Source organism: Ekhidna sp., assembly GCF_965228795.1.
Classification (GTDB): domain Bacteria; phylum Bacteroidota; class Bacteroidia; order Cytophagales; family Cyclobacteriaceae; genus Ekhidna.
Window position 1 is genome coordinate 2,945,443 of record NZ_OZ245839.1, and the last position, 16,141, is coordinate 2,961,583.

15 protein-coding genes are annotated in these 16,141 nt (G+C 41.0%); 9 read left to right on the forward strand and 6 right to left on the reverse strand.

The annotated features are described in order from the left end of the window. The gene (locus ACQK2H_RS13180; RefSeq protein ID WP_425391912.1) at positions 1–624 is read left to right on the forward strand and encodes a Crp/Fnr family transcriptional regulator; all 624 of its coding nucleotides are present in this window, start codon (positions 1–3) and stop codon (positions 622–624) included. Positions 625–780: 156 nt separating this feature from the next. Then, positions 781–981 carry a YgaP family membrane protein gene (locus ACQK2H_RS13185; RefSeq protein WP_425391913.1) on the forward strand — a complete coding sequence of 67 codons (201 nt, stop codon included), beginning with the start codon at positions 781–783 and terminating at the stop codon, positions 979–981. Positions 982–990: 9 nt separating this feature from the next. Here ACQK2H_RS13185 and ACQK2H_RS13190 read toward each other — a convergent pair whose 3' ends face one another. Next, positions 991–1,680 (reverse strand): LytR/AlgR family response regulator transcription factor, encoded by a 690-nt coding sequence (locus tag ACQK2H_RS13190; protein ID WP_425391914.1) that lies wholly within the window; start codon positions 1,678–1,680, stop codon positions 991–993. Further along, complete coding sequence (locus tag ACQK2H_RS13195) at positions 1,677–2,711, reverse strand: sensor histidine kinase (RefSeq protein ID WP_425391915.1); 1,035 nt, start codon at positions 2,709–2,711, stop codon at positions 1,677–1,679. Before ACQK2H_RS13195 ends, ACQK2H_RS13190 begins: the two co-directional genes overlap by 4 nt. A 204-nt stretch (positions 2,712–2,915) precedes the next feature. Here ACQK2H_RS13195 and ACQK2H_RS13200 point away from each other — a divergent pair, with 204 nt between their 5' ends. The 4 genes from ACQK2H_RS13200 (at position 2,916) to ACQK2H_RS13215 (ending at position 7,037) form a co-directional block, all read left to right on the forward strand. Continuing rightward, complete coding sequence (locus ACQK2H_RS13200; RefSeq protein WP_425391916.1) at positions 2,916–4,616, forward strand: serine hydrolase domain-containing protein; 1,701 nt, start codon at positions 2,916–2,918, stop codon at positions 4,614–4,616. Continuing rightward, positions 4,609–5,460: a CPBP family intramembrane glutamic endopeptidase gene (locus ACQK2H_RS13205; protein WP_425391917.1), complete on the forward strand. Its 852-nt coding sequence runs from the start codon at positions 4,609–4,611 to the stop codon at positions 5,458–5,460. The genes ACQK2H_RS13200 and ACQK2H_RS13205 overlap by 8 nt, the downstream gene beginning before the upstream one ends. Before the next feature lie 270 nt (positions 5,461–5,730). After that, a complete protein-coding gene (locus tag ACQK2H_RS13210) occupies positions 5,731–6,105 on the forward strand; it encodes a hypothetical protein (RefSeq protein ID WP_425389432.1) in 375 nt (124 codons plus the stop codon). Next, positions 6,102–7,037: an IS3 family transposase gene (locus ACQK2H_RS13215; RefSeq protein ID WP_425389433.1), complete on the forward strand. Its 936-nt coding sequence runs from the start codon at positions 6,102–6,104 to the stop codon at positions 7,035–7,037. The genes ACQK2H_RS13210 and ACQK2H_RS13215 overlap by 4 nt, the downstream gene beginning before the upstream one ends. A gap of 298 nt (positions 7,038–7,335) precedes the next feature. Here ACQK2H_RS13215 and ACQK2H_RS13220 read toward each other — a convergent pair whose 3' ends face one another. Beyond that, on the reverse strand, positions 7,336–9,930 hold the full coding sequence (locus ACQK2H_RS13220; protein WP_425391918.1) for an ABC transporter permease: 2,595 nt from the start codon (positions 9,928–9,930) through the stop codon (positions 7,336–7,338). Then, the gene (locus tag ACQK2H_RS13225; RefSeq protein ID WP_425391919.1) at positions 9,923–10,261 is read right to left on the reverse strand and encodes a PadR family transcriptional regulator; all 339 of its coding nucleotides are present in this window, start codon (positions 10,259–10,261) and stop codon (positions 9,923–9,925) included. Before ACQK2H_RS13225 ends, ACQK2H_RS13220 begins: the two co-directional genes overlap by 8 nt. A gap of 115 nt (positions 10,262–10,376) precedes the next feature. Here ACQK2H_RS13225 and arfB point away from each other — a divergent pair, with 115 nt between their 5' ends. Beyond that, entirely contained in the window at positions 10,377–10,784 is a 408-nt protein-coding gene (gene arfB / locus ACQK2H_RS13230; protein ID WP_425391920.1) for an alternative ribosome rescue aminoacyl-tRNA hydrolase ArfB, read from the forward strand. A gap of 256 nt (positions 10,785–11,040) precedes the next feature. Next, a complete protein-coding gene (locus ACQK2H_RS13235; RefSeq protein ID WP_425391921.1) occupies positions 11,041–11,898 on the forward strand; it encodes a DUF6089 family protein in 858 nt (285 codons plus the stop codon). On the opposite strand, the gene ACQK2H_RS13240 is transcribed toward ACQK2H_RS13235, so the two are convergent. Both ACQK2H_RS13240 and ACQK2H_RS13245 read right to left on the reverse strand, forming a co-directional pair. Next, positions 11,892–12,998: an aminotransferase class I/II-fold pyridoxal phosphate-dependent enzyme gene (locus ACQK2H_RS13240; protein ID WP_425391922.1), complete on the reverse strand. Its 1,107-nt coding sequence runs from the start codon at positions 12,996–12,998 to the stop codon at positions 11,892–11,894. The two genes, ACQK2H_RS13235 and ACQK2H_RS13240, sit on opposite strands and share 7 nt — an antisense overlap. Continuing rightward, positions 12,995–13,597, reverse strand: coding sequence for a sugar transferase (locus tag ACQK2H_RS13245; RefSeq protein ID WP_425391923.1), 603 nt, complete (start codon positions 13,595–13,597; stop codon positions 12,995–12,997). Before ACQK2H_RS13245 ends, ACQK2H_RS13240 begins: the two co-directional genes overlap by 4 nt. 105 nt (positions 13,598–13,702) lie before the next feature. On the opposite strand from ACQK2H_RS13245, the gene ACQK2H_RS13250 reads away from it, so the two are divergent. After that, positions 13,703–16,141 (forward strand): penicillin acylase family protein, encoded by a 2,439-nt coding sequence (locus ACQK2H_RS13250; RefSeq protein WP_425391924.1) that lies wholly within the window; start codon positions 13,703–13,705, stop codon positions 16,139–16,141.

A 16,141-nucleotide genomic window follows, 5' to 3' on the forward strand; every position in this document is an offset into this window, starting at 1 on the left:
ATGGATGAAATACGTAAATCCCTATCCTTTTTAAATTCTGATCTAATTAAGAAAATAGAGGAATCCTCTACCATTCAGGAAATTCCTAAGAACACGCAAATACTACGAGAAGGTCAGTATGTAAAAGTGATTCCAATTGTTCTGAGTGGATTGATCAGGGTGTTTTCCAGATTTAGTGACAAAGAACTTCTGCTATATTATATCAAGCCAAGCGAAAGCTGCATCATGTCATTTGCGGCAAGCTTAAAGAATGATCCAAGCCGAGTTTATGCCTCCACGGAAGAAGATTCCAAAGTGTTGTTGCTTCCTGTAGAAGATGTCTCCTCATGGATACATCAATTTCCAAGTATAAATACCCTTTTCTATCAACAATACAATTTGCGGTATAGCGAGTTATTAGATACCATCAGCCATGTCATCTTCGATAAGATGGATAAACGCCTTTATAATTATCTGATTGAGAAGTCAAGATTGACGAATCAAAATCCGCTGAAAGTCTCACATCGAGAGATTGCCAGTGGACTTGGTACAGCGAGAGAGGTTATTTCCCGTGTCATGAAAAAATTGGAACAAGAAGGAAAAGTTATCCAACATCAAAATTCTGTTGAAATCAAAGCTCGGTGACAAAAGTCACTGCAAAAAACCAAGTGCCATTCTACATTTGATCTCATGAACAGGGAAAAACTAGCAAAACTGGTTGGAGTATGTATTATATGCATTTGTATTGTCTATGGCATTGTCCTGATCATAGAATTTATGTCTAACTAAACTTTTATTAAGATGAAAAAGAACATGGGATCAGCAGATAGAGTTATCAGAGTGATACTTGCTGCGATAATTGCTTACTTATACTTTGCTAATGTAATCACAGGAACACTAGGCTTGGTGTTGATTATACTGGCAGGTGTTTTTGTATTGACCAGCTTTATCAGTTTTTGCCCGTTATATGCACCATTCGGTTTAAGTACGTGCAAAAAGTAACAGGTTCAATTAAAACCTCGCCAATACTTCCTTCCGATAAGACACCCCAATAGGAATAATCTTATCTCCGATCGCCAGTTGGTGAGGTTCTACTTTGTTTACCTTGGAAGTGGATACAGCAAAAGACCGATGCGTCTGAATGAAATGGTGGCTTACTTTAGTAAGAGCTTCCTTCATGGTACAAAGGACCATAATTGATTCTTTATCAGTTACGAACTTGGTGTAGTTGCCGTCCGCTTCCAGATATAGAATATCATCCAAATGAATCCGATGAATGGTAGTGCCACTTTTGACAGAGATCAGTTTTGCCTGGTTTGTTGTTTGAGCAGCAGGTGCTGATTCCACACGCTTGCCAATAGTGTCAGCTTTATTCACAGCCTTCAGAAATCGACTAAAAGATATCGGCTTCATCAGGTAATCTAATGCATCTACCGAGTAGCTTTTAACAGCATATTCACTGTAGGCTGTCGTAAAAATGACCTGAGGTTTGCGTGTGAGTGATTCCAACAGTTCAAAACCGTTCAGGCTCTGCATATTGATATCAAGAAAGATCAGATCTACCCGATGTTTTTCCAGGAAGTCAGCTGCCTGTACCGGATCGGTAAATGTGGCTACCATTTCCAGTTTTTCTACCTTCTCGGCATGCAACTCAATGACCTTGAGTGCATGTACTTCATCATCTATGGCGACACACCTCATAATGAATTCAAAATAATCAATCTAATCTTAAACGTATCATCACTCTCGCTCACACTCAATGAGTGTTTATCATTGTAAACCAGGTTCAACCGCTTCTTCACATTGCTCAATCCCACTCCACTGGACGGGATCGTTTCTGTTCGCTCTGCCTTTTGATTCTTAACTTCAAACACAAAGTGACCTTCCTCAAATGCGATTCGAATCTCAATCGTGGTTTTGGCATGATTGGAAACACCGTATTTAAAGGCATTCTCTACAAACGGAATCAGCAGCATCGGTGCAATGTAAAAACTAGAAATAGACTCAGGATGATCGAATTGAACCTTAACCTGCTTATTGAAGCGAAGCTGTTGCAGATAAATATAATCGCTGATGTATTGAACCTCTTCCTGTAGCGCGACCTTATCCTCCCCTGTTTTATCAAAGACGTAGCGCATCATTTCAGACAATACACTGATCCCTTCTGCGGTTTTTTCATCTCCCGATTGCAGCGACATGGAATAGAGGTTGTTCAGTGCATTGAATAAAAAATGCGGATTGATCTGGCTTTTCAACACATCCAATTCAGAACGTAGCTGATGCTCATTGATCTTACTTTTGGTACGTTCATTAGCAAACCAGTCTTTCGAAAACCGATAGGCAAAAGCCATAATTGTAACCAGCGTATGAGTGAAAACCACCATTAAAACCAGTTCTGACCAAATGTCACTATTTATCACGCTTCCATCAGATCGATAAAAAGCAGAATCAATCAACACCTCCACCGAAGAAACAAATGCGTATAGAACGATCAGTCGGATGATAAATATCCCAGTGCCTCTTTTCAATGTGATCGGGATCAGGTAGAACGCAATGCCATAGAATAGAATCAGATTAAACGCCGAACCCAAAACGGATGGCCACAGCAATGAGCCATCCCCGGAGTTAAAGACACCAAACGTCAGGTCAAATGCAGGATAATTGAGGAGCAATAGCCCCAGTACAATCACCAACGCATGGATCAGCCACTCAAACGGTTTGATTTCTTTCATTTCCAGCCAAAAATAAGCGGTATCTACTTCTGAACAGTCTTTGGTTGATCAGCACTTACTCACTCTTGACGAACACCCTTAAAAACTACACGAACGCTTCTATCAATACCTTTTCATCGCTCATCAAGAAAATATGCAGGCTGGTGTATCTCATTTTATAGGGTCAATAATTCAACCGAGTCTTGGAGTAAACTCATAAAAACGATGACAAAATCAATCCTATTCTTAGTACTCATTGCATCTCAGGTGATGCTAAAAGCACAGTCTGATTTGGAAGCCATTCGCTCAGAATTTAAGGAGCGTATTACCAAAACCATGAAAAAAAGTAAAGTGGTTGGTGCCTCGGTTGCTGTAGTCTCCTCAGAAGGAATTCTTTGGATCGACAACTTCGGATTTGAAGATGTCGAAAATGAAAAACCAGTCACCGATGAAACGATCTTTGGAATTGGCTCAGTAACCAAGGTGTTGACTTCTGCTGCCGTCATGCAACTGGCAGAACGAGATAAGCTTGATATTGACAACCCATTGAGTAAATACTTACCTTCTTTCCAGATGCAGGATAACAGCGATGGAGTCACACCTAGAAATGTAATGACCCATCACTCCGGCCTACCATCTGACATCTTCAAGGGTATGTTCAGTGAGCAGCCCGAGGATTATAAATGCCTGGTCAATTACGTCAATGAGGAATACATGGCCGGAACCCCCAATCAGATTCGCGCCTATTCAAATCCCGGCTATACCCTGCTTGGTCATATGATAGCTGAGGTTAGTGGTATGGAATACCCGGAATATGTTGATGCAAACATCCTTGAGCCGCTAGGCATGGTCAACACTGAATTCAACGCCCTGGAAAAAGCCAGCAAGACTTACGATGGAAAAGGAAAAAGCCAAACGGATGTGATCCTAAGGGACACACCTGCTGGTGGATTGTTTACCTCAACGGAAGACCTTTCTAAATTCCTGCAGGCATTCCTGAGTCAATCTCCTGACTTATTGCAACCTAAAACGTATCAGCAGATTTTGGAGCAGCAACACAAAAACACCCCCTTGGATTTTGCAGATCGATATGCGCTCGGATGGAGTATGACCAGCCGTCCACAATCGGGAGATATTTATTACCACACAGGAACAACACTTTACTTCAATGCTGCGATGGCTTTTTCCCCTAAAGCGGATGTGGGTGTCATCATTTTGACCAATTCAGCCAGAGGTAGAAGTGTATATCGTGAAGTCCATAGCATCATTGAGAAGGTGGCTGAGAGCAAAGGATTACCAAAAATTGAGAGCGAACCGGAAGAAGCCATGGGATCGAAAGACCGAATCAAAGTAGCTCCTGAATCATTGGATCAATACACAGGCATCTATGCTGCACCAGGGGCATACATTGATGTGTATCGCAAAAACAAAAAATTGTTTATGAAGCTACAGGGTTTGCGATTGGAGCTGATTCCTGTAGAGAACAACCAATTCATTCCGAAGGTAATTCTCTTGCATCTCATCCCGATTCGTTTGGGCGATCAGCGAGTAATGTTTGAGGAAGTGGATGGTTACCCACTCATGACCAGCCTGGAAGAAGGAAGTCCAAAAGAGCTGATTGCCGCTCGATTTGAAACGCAAGAAATACCGGAAGCATGGAAATCAAGAACCGGAGACTATGAGATCATCAACTCGCTTACGGGAGAGATTCCATTCTTCAATGACTTCAGCATTACTGAAAAAGATGATTTGATGGTCTTCTCCTTCAAAACAACAGACGGCCAGAACATTGAAATGGTGATGGACCTCATCAATGATGGCCGAGCGAAAGTAGCCGGACTCGGAAGATACGGTGGGCAGTCCATCACCTATAAAGATGGAATCATCAAAGCATTTGGAAACGAACTAAAAAAGAGCAATGATTAAGTTAAAACAACTCAGCAAAAAAGGATGGCAGTTTGTGGGACTCACTATCATCCTGTCCGCTATCCCTTATTATTTCATTATCAGTGAAGGTGATACCGGTACCAGTTGGACGCTGCTCCTGATGTGGATGCCCGGGCTAGCAGCCATTATCCTACGATTGATGCATAAGGAAGGCCTGTTTAGTAATTTGGTTTGGAATCCACTCAAAGGGTGGAAATGGATATTACTGGCTGCATTCATTCCATTTACGATCGAGATTCTGACAATCATTCTCAGTGTACTTACAGGAGCTGCTGAGCTAAAGGAAGGATTCATCACAGTTGAAAATGGACAGGTAGCTTTGAAAGGCATGGCGATGTTATTGGGGGCCTCCGCACAGCCATGGTACGTATTCATTCCCAATTTCATCCTCTCCTATTTTGTAGGCATGCTATTGTATAGCCTGTTTATTGCCTTTGGTGAAGAATTGGGTTGGAGAGGATATCTGCAAAAAGAATGGGCATACACCAACTCATTAGTTGGATTCCTGGTGATCGGCGTAATCTGGGGATGGTGGCATCTTCCCGGTATCCTGCTGGGACATAATTACCCAGATTATCCGGTAATTGGTGGAATTGTATTGATGCCGATGGTAACCATCTTATTCTCCATTGCATTCGGTGTGGCTTTCAATAAGCAACGTGTGATCTGGGTACCGGTAATCTTCCATGGAGCGGTTAACATCAGCGCAGAAATTTCCAATGTAGGATTAGTAGAGGAAACCATGAACCGGCCATTGAACGATGTGATATGGACCGGACTTTGGGTAGTCGCGGCGCTTGTCGTTTGGGTTAAAAGGAGGTGACGGAGGTCACCTCTTTTGATACTCACTTTTATATAACCTCCCCCAACCCCCTCCAGAGGGGGACAGAATGGTTTTATTCATTCCTTATGCCCCTTCAGGCATGGCTCGTGTCCTCACGAAACAGATCATGTGCACTGAAGACAAACAACACCAATGATTTAGTATCGATTCTTCACTTCGCTACGCTCTGTTCAGAATGACAGTGTATAAAAATAGATGTACATAACCAATGTCTTGTCCTGAAATAGGTTTACACAATTTAAGTGTAAAATGAGAATAAAAACAGGAAGCCGTATTTATCGGAGTGATTCAGAGAAACTACGAATAATACAAGAAGTACTATCAGGTAAACTAAGTAAGGAAGCAGCTCAGCGCAAGTATGGAATTAGAGGTCATAGCGCCATCACCAACTGGATGCGTAGTTTTGGGATGAAGGAGCCATTAAAAGCCCGTGTCTATATGTCCAAACCAAATAAGAAACAGGAGCATCCTGAAGATTTATCTGCAAGAATTAAGGAACTAGAAGAAGCGCTGAAGTTAGCTGAGCTAAAGTCAGAAGCTTATTCAAAGATGATTGACATAGCCGAGGAGAAGTTTTCATTGAAGATCAGAAAAAAGTTGTCCACCAAACAGTCAAAATCATGAAACAAGTCTATCCATCAGTGGGGCTGGATTGTATTTGTGGACTGTTTGGTATGAGTAGGCAATCCTACTATCAATACCAGGCAAGAAGCAGATCATTGGAATCCACTCACCAGCAGATACTTCAGTTAGTTTTAGAGCAACGGGCATTACACCCACATTTGGGAGGTAGGAAGCTCTTTCATATGCTCCAGTCGGATTTTGATCGATTAGGTATCCGCATAGGCAGAGATGCTTTTTTTGATCTACTTTCCAGCCATCACTTGCTGATTAAGCGAAAAAAACGTCGAGTATCGACGACCAACTCCAGGCACTGGTTTAGGAAGTATCCTAACTTGATTAAAGGACTGGATATTCAAAGCGTTAATCAGGTATGGGTCAGTGATATTACCTATTGGAAGTGGAGAGATCGCTTCCATTACATCTGCCTCATCACCGATGCTTACAGTCGAAAAATAGTAGGTTATGAGTTATCTGATAATCTGGAAGCCATCAATAACCAGCGAGCATTACACATGGCAATCGAAAGCCAACCTGAACCTTTAAGAGGCTTAATCCACCATTCAGATCGAGGAATCCAGTACTGCAGTCAAGAATATGTGGACATGTTATCCGCTAGAGGTATACTTATCAGCATGACTGAAAATGGAGATCCATTAGAAAATGCCATTGCTGAACGAATCAATGGAATACTCAAAGAAGAATATCTTAACCATTATGAAGTGGAAAACATGGCTCAAGCCAGAGAACTTTTAAGCTGTGTAGTGAACCGCTACAATCAAGGAAGACCTCATCTAAGCTGTGGTATGAAGACTCCAGATCAGGTTCACTCTACAAATAGTAAGCCCAAACCTCTCTGGAAGAATTATTGGAAAAATACAACTGTCAACATAAAACAGGACTACAATCAAACTGTCAACATATGTCAGGATTAACTATGTTTAACTGTAAACTTATTTTAGGACGATACACAATATCCCCTTGAGGGGATTATAGGGGTGTTCATTGAGAGATCTATTATAACTGTAAATATTAATTTAAGTAATTGCCTTAAGCCATGGTTCGTGTCCTCACGAACCATATTATCCATATTATCTATACATCGAAGACTAACAACCTCATGATTGTGAAGATTCTTCACTCCGCTATGCTCCATTCAGAATGACATCACTCTAAAAATATGACGTGGCTATATACCAAATTCCCCCTTAATAAAGGGGGTTAGGGTGTTGTTTACTCATTCCTTATACTCTCAGTAGGATCCGAAATAGCCGCTTTGTAGGTTTTAATGGAGACCGTAATCAGGGCAATAATAACTGTAACGATTCCTCCCGCTACAAACACATACCAATGACCCCACAGGTCAATTTGATAGGCATAGTCCTTCAGCCAGTTGCTGATGAAATACCAGGCCGCTGGAATGGCCAGTACAGTTGCCACCATTACTAACAGTACAAACTCTTTGGAAATCAAACCGATGATCTGTTGTACCGTAGCACCTAGTACTTTCCTGATACCAAGTTCTTTCTGTCTTTGTTGAGCGGAGTAAGCTGCCAAACCAAAAATACCCAGGCAAGCCAGAAATATCGATATTCCTGAAAAGGCACTGAACAAACGCGCTTGCTTCTGCTCTTCTTCATACAATCGCTCCAGACTATCATCCAGAAAATCATATTGAAGTGGAAATCCTGGTGACAATTCCCTGTAGGTCTCATCAATAGCGATCATAGCTTCTTTCAAATTGCTATTGTTTACTTTGATCACCACTCGCCCGCCAAAATTTTCCGAAGCAATGATCCCAACCGGCTCCACCTCATCTTTTAAAGAAGTAAAATGGTAATCGGGCACTACCCCGATGATCGTTCGATGCATATCATTCCAACTCGGTAGGTTCACCTTTTTACCAATAATTTCCTCCGCTGAAAGCCCGGTTTCAGCTAATGCTTTTTCATTGATTAGCATCGCATCCGAGGCATCAGTTGACAGGTCTGAAGAAAACGACCTTCCTGACAGTACGTCAATACCTAAAACACTCAGGTACGCCGTATCAGTAAATACCGTTCTAAATCGAAGGTCTTCATTAACCCCTGCCACTTTAAAAACGGTCACATCGTGGAAGCCCCCGGGTTCACCGGACATATTAGAAACAGCCTTTACAGATGGCAGCTCTCGAAGGTTTTTCATGAATGTCTCCTTATTTTTTCGAATCTCCTGATTATAGAGCCGCACCACAATCACCGCCTCTTTATCAAAGCCCAGGTCCTTGTTGTTCATATAGGTATTTTGCCTTGAAATAAGGACGGTAGCTACTATGAGAAAAATAGAGATGGCAAACTGCATCACCACCAGTCCTTTTCTCAGACCTACATTTTTACCTAAGCCTAGATTGCCTCTCATAATCACGGTTGGCTTGAAAGAAGAAAGCAAGAGTGCAGGGTAAAGTCCCGAGGTAATCAAAACAAGACCAGAAAGTGATACAAAGAAAATGAGGACATTAAGATCCGTCCAGTTGAGTTCCAACTCAATTCCAAAAGCTTGGTTGAATAGCGGATTAAGGAACTGGCATAGGGTAATAGCCAGGAAGACCGAAAAGAATAATGTCATCAGCGATTCGCCCAAAAACTGAAGGACTAATCGCTTTTTGTGCACTCCAAGCACTTTTCTTACCCCTACCTCTTTCGCTCTCATATAAGACTGAGCAATGGAAAGATTTACATAATTGAAGCAGGCGATAAACAGAATAGCAATACATACAGCACCCAAAATGTAAATCGATTGAATGTTTCCATGCAGGGCGGAATCATACCTCGTTTGATTATTGAAATATATTTCTTCTAAAGATTCAAGCGTCAAATCGATACGACGGCCAAATTTCTGAAAGTCTTCACCAAAGTATTTATCCATGAATCCCGGAAGCTGTGCCTTCACATTTTCAGCTACTTGAGGAGAGGAAACTTTCACGTATGTCATGCATGAATTAGACCACCAGTTTTTAAACCAGTCGAATTGATTGTATAGCTCAATAGAAGCTACAAAATCAAATGGAATGTGCGTTTTTGCGGGTGGCTCATCCATGACACCAGTCACAATGAATGCAAACATATTGTCAGCCTTGATCTCCTTCCCAATCGGATTTTCATCTCCAAAGTACTTTTTGGCCATCTTGCTCGATAGCACGACTGAATTGGGATTATCCAGAACGGTATTCGGATCACCCACCGCTAGAGGGTAAGAGAAAAAGTCAAAGAAATTCGCATCCGCCATCAGAATTCGATCTTCGTAGAATTTGCGGTCACCGGCTGAAACCAGTCCCGACTCGGTTAGCACCCGAGTTACGTCTGATATACTCTCAGGAAAATCGTTGGCAAGAGCTCCAGCAAAGGGTCCTGAAGTGACACCAATATTATAGGGTGTTCCGTTCACCTCAGATTGCCTAATGGCACGATAGATCTTATCTCCATCCTTGTGAAATGAATCAATAGTTAGCTCTCCATGAATATAGAAATACAGGAAAATGGTAGCTACCAGTCCAAACGTGAAGCCAAAAATATTGATCAGAGTGGTAGATCTGTGACGATTAAGATTCCTCAATGTGAGGATAGGATTGAATACAAACATAGGTCCTGATTTTTGAGTTTTGACAGATTTTAGTGTGGAGGGACGCAAGTATTTAACCACTTGAATCCAATATTTTAGTCCTTTTAATTTGCCGCCACATTCGGCATAGTATTGATAAAGATCACCCTGCAGCTCCTCGATTAGCTCTTCCTTGCAAAACCAATCAATGAGTTTAAGTGAAAACTTCGGTGGCTGCTGGGCTTTAGCCATGAGAAAACGTTAGTTCAAAAGAAGGCACCTGACTCCAAAGGCTTGCACGCATTTGCTTCACCTCATTGAGTGCAGCTTTCCCTTCTGCTGTGAGTTCGTAAATGCGTTTGCGTCTCCCTCCTCTTTCCTTGGTTGCTCCACCAAGTTCAGACTTTAAAAAGTCCTTTTGTTCCAGCCTGCTCAAAGTAGTATGCAAAGCACCCATTGAGATGGAGCGGTTCACCTGAGTTTTGATTTCATCTTTGATTCGAAGCATGTACGCCTCTTCCTGTAAGATTAAAACCACTAGTAATAGCAGTTCTTCAAATTCACCTAGATTGGTTCCCTTCATTAGTTTCTATTTTGCAGACTAATATACGGAAGGAATAATTTATTTGTTTCGACAAAGTGGAAAGAAATAAAATTTAGGCCTCAAATAATCTTAGGATTGTATATTATTATGTGATATGAGTCGTATAACAGTTAGTCAAATACGTAAAGAAGTAGAAATCTCGACTGCCCGAAGTGGTGGTCCCGGTGGTCAAAACGTAAATAAGGTAGAGACTAAAGTGATCCTTCGCTGGAATGTGGGTAAATCTGAAGTGCTGTCAGATCTGGAAAAACAAATGGTTCGTACTGCTCATTCCAATAAACTTACCAAAGAAGATGAGTTAATGGTGACAGCAGACAGCAAACGGTCACAACTCAAAAACAAAGAGATTGCTTTCAAAAAGCTGGATCGTATACTGGCCAAAGCTTTCACCAAAAAGAAGAAACGAAAGCCTACACAACCCACAAAAGCCGCTAAAAGAAAGCGTCTAGAGTCCAAGAAAAAGCACAGCGAAAAGAAAAAATGGCGCCAAAAGCCTATTTAAATGGTGTGAATAAGCATTATACCTAATAAACTTTAGGATTTTACCACAGCACAACAATCGTCGTACCTCTCGTAATATTGTATTGTATAACGATTAGTTATAGCGACATTAATTTCTCATAAGAATTAGACGATCACGCTTTTCAGCAACAAAACCGTGATTGATTCGCAAAAACAACGATTAGGGTGATTATTTGTAGAAATTGTTTTCCGACCGGTAGTGGTCGGAAACTTTTCTGCAATATTTTTGAACTCTAATGAGAATCTTCCTCACATCCATCCTTTTCTTTTTCTGTATTTCATTGCAGGCACAAAATTTCCTTTCCTGGCAATTCAATGATAGATACTTTTCATTGTCAGCAGGTACAGGATCAGCAACGTATTTTGGGGAGCTGAACAGTAAGAATAGCATCAGTTCTAACATTTCTATGCTTAGTGTTGGAGTAGAAGCCAGACTACTTAATAGAATTGGAGCCCGACTTGAATTTGCGACTTTCACTTTAGCTGGTGACGACAGCAATGCTTCTGATAGTACTTTCCAAAGACAAAGAAATCTCTCCTTTTCATCTCGAAACTTGCACGGGCAATTTCATTTGACTTACTATCTACGTCCCTATCAAGGAGACTATTACAAACGGTGGAGTTTTGACCCGTACTTATTTTCCGGGGTTGGCTACATGAAATTTGAACCCACTGCTGAACTTGGCGGGGAGCGATACAACCTTCGCGAAGCACTAACAGAAGGTACCGAGTATAAAAAATGGGTAACTACCATACCACTGGGGATCGGTGCTAAGTTTAAGGTCAATGAATTTCTTAATGTGAATTTTGAAGCATCTTATCATTTCGCCTTTACAGACTATCTCGACGATGTATCAACAACCTATGCGACAGAATACGCGAATGTGACTGCAAGATTACTAGCTGATCGAAAAGATGAAGTAGGTGTGGTGAACCCTGAGTTTTACGATCAAATCCAGCCGGGAGCCCAACGAGGAAATCCAAATAACAAGGATAGTTTTCTTCTAATTGGCATTAAAGCAGAAATCTTCTTGCCCCCTAACCTATTCAAAGGAAAAAACAACGCAATCATTAAAAAGCCTTCGGCTTACTGATCAAGCCAGTCTTTTACTTTTTCAATCACATAAAGTTGCTCTTGCTCAGTCATGCCCGTCCCCGAGGGGAGGCATATCCCCGACTCATATAGTCTTTCACATACTCCCTTACCAACAAATTCAGCCGAAGCATATGCGTCATGCATATGCAATGGTTTCCAAAATCTCCTCGCTTCTATGTTGTTCTCATCCAGGCATGAACACAGACTTTGCATGTCTTTGGATGAATCCAGTGTCAAAGCGGTAGATAACCATCTATTGGACTGGTGATTCATCGGTTCATTTGGAAAATGAAAATGATTGTTCAATTCAGCTTTATATCGTTTATAAATTATGCGTTTAACCGCAATGTACGATTCAAGCTTTTTTAATTGTGAAACCCCAATAGCTGCTAGAACATTACTCATGCGATAATTATAGCCGGCCTCTTTGTGATCGTATCCAAATTGATCTGAATTAGCCTGAGTGGCTAGATGCATTCCTCGGACTTTATCCTCCTTCGAACAAATAAGTGCCCCACCTGCACTGGTAGTTATTATTTTATTTCCATTAAATGAAAGCACCCCAAAATCACCAAATGTGCCTACTTGACGTCTATTTACTGTAGCTCCAAGACTCTCTGCAGCATCTTCAATTACTTTAACATCATAGTCTTTGGCTATCTCACAGATTTTTTCAATCTGAGCCGGCATACCATAAATATGCGTTACAATTAGAGCTTTTGGTTTTTCATCGGTGTTTTCCAGATAGGCTTCCAGAGTTGCTGGATCCAGATTCCACGTTTCTCTTTCACTATCCAAAAAGACCGGAACGGCACGCTCATACAATACAACATTGGCACAGGCTGCAAACGTGTGACTACCGATGAGCACACGATCACGATCTCTAACCCCGGACAATATTAAAGCCAGGTGAAGAGCAGAAGTTCCTGAGTTAAGGGCCAGTGCTTCTCGGCCAAGCATGCTCGATAGATTACTTTCAAACTGATCGATCAAAGGCCCTGCCGGAGCAACCCATCCACTTTCCAATGCAGCAGTTATGTGATCCAATTCCTCCTGATCTACATTAGGAGGAGATAAGTATATGCGTTTATTATTCACCTCTCAGCAGCGTAATCACTAAATTTTATTGTCTTATCGTCTTTATAAACTGTCCTGTCTCGCTTAAATACCTCTACGATTGATTTCATCAAAATTCTGCAATCAAGTAAAAATGATGCATGATTTACATAGTAGACATCTAATTTCATTCGTTCCCCCCAATCTATGCTATTCCGACCATTCACCTGCGCCCAACCTGTTATACCGGGTTTTAACCAATGTCTTTTTCGCTCTTCCTCATTGTAATGAGGCAAGTACTCGACCAGAAGTGGTCTGGGGCCAATCAGTGACATATTACCTATAAGTACATTCAGTAGTTGTGGTAATTCGTCTATTGAGTATGATCTGATTAGTTTACTCAGCCCCGTTGTTGACTCCTCTTGGTCTCTTACTCTCATGGTTTTAAACTTAATAAGCTTAAAAACGCTTTCATTTCTACCTACACGTTCCTGTATAAAGAGTGGCGATGATCGATAATGTAACAGTAAAATAATAGTGATGATCGTGATAAAAGGCAGCAATATTAAGAGTAGAATCAAAGAAAGACACCAATCGCCTACCGGCTTCACATATCTTAAATAAAAATTCCTTCTCGCCATCACTTAAAAATAGGCATTACCCTATTTATTTGATATTTTTCACTTCCAAAGTATCTCATTAAATCAATCAGCAGCTGAAATGCCAAATATGGCCCCAATCATTGTATGAAAACCTTTCGATTTGTTCTTTCCCTCAGTATAACATTAGCCATTGGAGTTGCCTTAAATTCAAAAATAGGTGTTGTTCCTCCATTGGGTAAGTTTCTTAGTCCTTTTCATGGATTTTGGCAAAATGCAGAAAATGAAATCATTGATATTGAGTCAGCATCTTTGGATGAACAATTAAATGACAGTGTGAATGTATTCTTTGATGAGCTGCTTATTCCGCATGTGTTCGCTCAAAATGAAAAAGACCTCTTCTTTACTCAGGGATATATTACAGCCTACCACCGCCTTTGGCAAATGGAGTTTCAGCTCTACTCTGCTGCCGGGCGTCTTGCTGAAATACTGGGACCAAAAATCGGGAACACAAGTTTGATTGAGGTTGATAAGCAAATGCGTCGCATTGGTCTGATGTATGGTGCAAAAAAATCGGAAGAGCTTTTTAAAAAAGAGGAGCCGGAGGTTTATGCATTGATTGAGGCTTACACTGCAGGTGTGAATGCGTACATTGAATCAATTAGTTACAGCGACTTACCAATTGAATATAAACTACTCGATTATGAACCCGAGCAGTGGACTCCCTTAAAATGCTTTTTGCTTATCGCAAATATGAATAATATGCTCTCCAGAGGCGAACGAGATCTGGAACATACGAATGCATTAAAAAAATGGGGAAGGGAAGTTTTCAATACCTTATATCCGGAAAGGCCTGATACAGTTGATACGGTGATCCCTAAAGGAACATTGTATGATTTCGATCCAATTAAAATTGAAAAACCAGATGTGACATTTCCGCTGGAATTTGTAAATCCTACGATCGATCAACCAAACCCTGATAATGGAAGCAACAGCTTCGTAGTAAATGGTGAAAAAACAGCCAATGGCAGAGTCATACTCACCAACGAGCCAGATTTAAGTTTAAATGCACCAAGTATCTGGTATGTCATGCACCTTAATGCTCCCACCATCAATGTTATGGGAGCAACACTACCCGGAGGTCCAGGTGTGACCATAGGTTTCAACGACTCCATTGCCTGGGGAAATACCAATGCTAAAAGAGATTTGGTTGATTGGTACTACATCCAGTTTAAAGATGATAAACGTGAAGAATATTTGTACAATGGCAATTGGGTACCGACCAAGAAGGTCATTGAAGAAATAGAAGTGAAAGGTTCGTTCAGCTATTACGATACAATTATATATACCCATCATGGGCCTGTTGTTTACGATCGCAACCTTAAAAGCGAGGATAGTGAGCTCATTAACCTGGCAATGAAGTGGATTGCCCATGATGCAAGTAAAGAAATAAAAGCGCTTTACATGGGAAATAAAGCCAATAACTACGAAGATTTCGTAGAGGCATTTAGCTACTTCAGCGGTCCGCCTCAGAATTATTCCTTTGCATCAGTCAATGGTGATATTGCCTTATGGATAAATGGGAAGTTTCCTGTTAAATGGGAAGAACAGGGCAAATTCCTTTTAGATGGAAGTAACATCGATCATGAGTGGAAAACCTACATGCCACAATCACATAATCTTCATGTAAAGAATCCACCACAGGATTTTGTCAGTTCTGCAAACCAGCATGCAGCTGACACTTTATATCCTTATTATCAGTATGACTACAATTATGAATACTACCGAGGAAGAAGGATAAATGATCGTTTGCGCGTAATGGACAACATCACAGTAAAGGATATGATGGAACTTCAACATGATAATTTCAACTACAATGCTTCAGAAGCACTGCCAATGATGCTTGACAGCCTAGATTCTGCATCCTTTACTGATCTGGAATGGGAGTATTACAATAAGCTTAATAACTGGGACTTCTTCAACGAACCGGATCGTCAGGCTCCAACCATCTATGAGGTCTGGTGGAATAAACTGAATACGAAATTATGGGACGAAATAGATAGTGCTGATGTATCAGTATATCGTCCAAACTGGTTTACAACCATAGAAATTCTTAAGAAGAACACCGATTTCTTCATGATTGATAATCAGTATACAGATATAGAAGAAACCGCTGGGGACTTATATAGAAAAACATTCAAAGAAACCATTGACTATTTAGAAGAGTATTTGGACAAAGAAGGCAATTCATTGCTATGGTATACATTCAAAAACACAACGGTGAGACACCTACTTCGAATCACACCATTCAGCAAATCAGGCATCAAGATCGGAGGAAACCGTTCGATTGTAAATGCAGCATCACGTACACATGGCCCTTCATGGCGAATGGTGGTAGAGCTTGGTGATGGAGAAGTCAATGCGTGGGGCGTTTACCCAGGTAGTCAAACAGGGAATCCGGGGAATCCACTTTATGGTCATATGATCGATGAGTGGGCTGGTGGTGATTATTACAAGTTACTATTCGAAACAACAATCTCCCCATCAAATGAGAACATCGTGCACAACATTACATTAAGACCTTAA

Bases quoted from the DNA above. Each gene is read 5' to 3' on its own strand.
- arfB (WP_425391920.1), top strand. From the start codon at position 10,377: ATGAGTCGTATAACAGTTAGTCAAATACGTAAAGAAGTAGAAATCTCG.
- ACQK2H_RS13210 (WP_425389432.1), top strand. From the start codon at position 5,731: ATGAGAATAAAAACAGGAAGCCGTATTTATCGGAGTGATTCAGAGAAA.
- ACQK2H_RS13195 (WP_425391915.1), bottom strand. From the start codon at position 2,711: ATGAAAGAAATCAAACCGTTTGAGTGGCTGATCCATGCGTTGGTGATT.
- ACQK2H_RS13200 (WP_425391916.1), top strand. From the start codon at position 2,916: ATGACAAAATCAATCCTATTCTTAGTACTCATTGCATCTCAGGTGATG.
- ACQK2H_RS13220 (WP_425391918.1), bottom strand. From the start codon at position 9,930: ATGGCTAAAGCCCAGCAGCCACCGAAGTTTTCACTTAAACTCATTGAT.
- ACQK2H_RS13215 (WP_425389433.1), top strand. From the start codon at position 6,102: ATGAAACAAGTCTATCCATCAGTGGGGCTGGATTGTATTTGTGGACTG.
- ACQK2H_RS13235 (WP_425391921.1), top strand. From the start codon at position 11,041: ATGAGAATCTTCCTCACATCCATCCTTTTCTTTTTCTGTATTTCATTG.
- ACQK2H_RS13225 (WP_425391919.1), bottom strand. From the start codon at position 10,261: ATGAAGGGAACCAATCTAGGTGAATTTGAAGAACTGCTATTACTAGTG.
- ACQK2H_RS13250 (WP_425391924.1), top strand. From the start codon at position 13,703: ATGAAAACCTTTCGATTTGTTCTTTCCCTCAGTATAACATTAGCCATT.
- ACQK2H_RS13245 (WP_425391923.1), bottom strand. From the start codon at position 13,597: ATGGCGAGAAGGAATTTTTATTTAAGATATGTGAAGCCGGTAGGCGAT.
- ACQK2H_RS13190 (WP_425391914.1), bottom strand. From the start codon at position 1,680: ATGAGGTGTGTCGCCATAGATGATGAAGTACATGCACTCAAGGTCATT.
- ACQK2H_RS13180 (WP_425391912.1), top strand. From the start codon at position 1: ATGGATGAAATACGTAAATCCCTATCCTTTTTAAATTCTGATCTAATT.
- ACQK2H_RS13205 (WP_425391917.1), top strand. From the start codon at position 4,609: ATGATTAAGTTAAAACAACTCAGCAAAAAAGGATGGCAGTTTGTGGGA.
- ACQK2H_RS13185 (WP_425391913.1), top strand. From the start codon at position 781: ATGAAAAAGAACATGGGATCAGCAGATAGAGTTATCAGAGTGATACTT.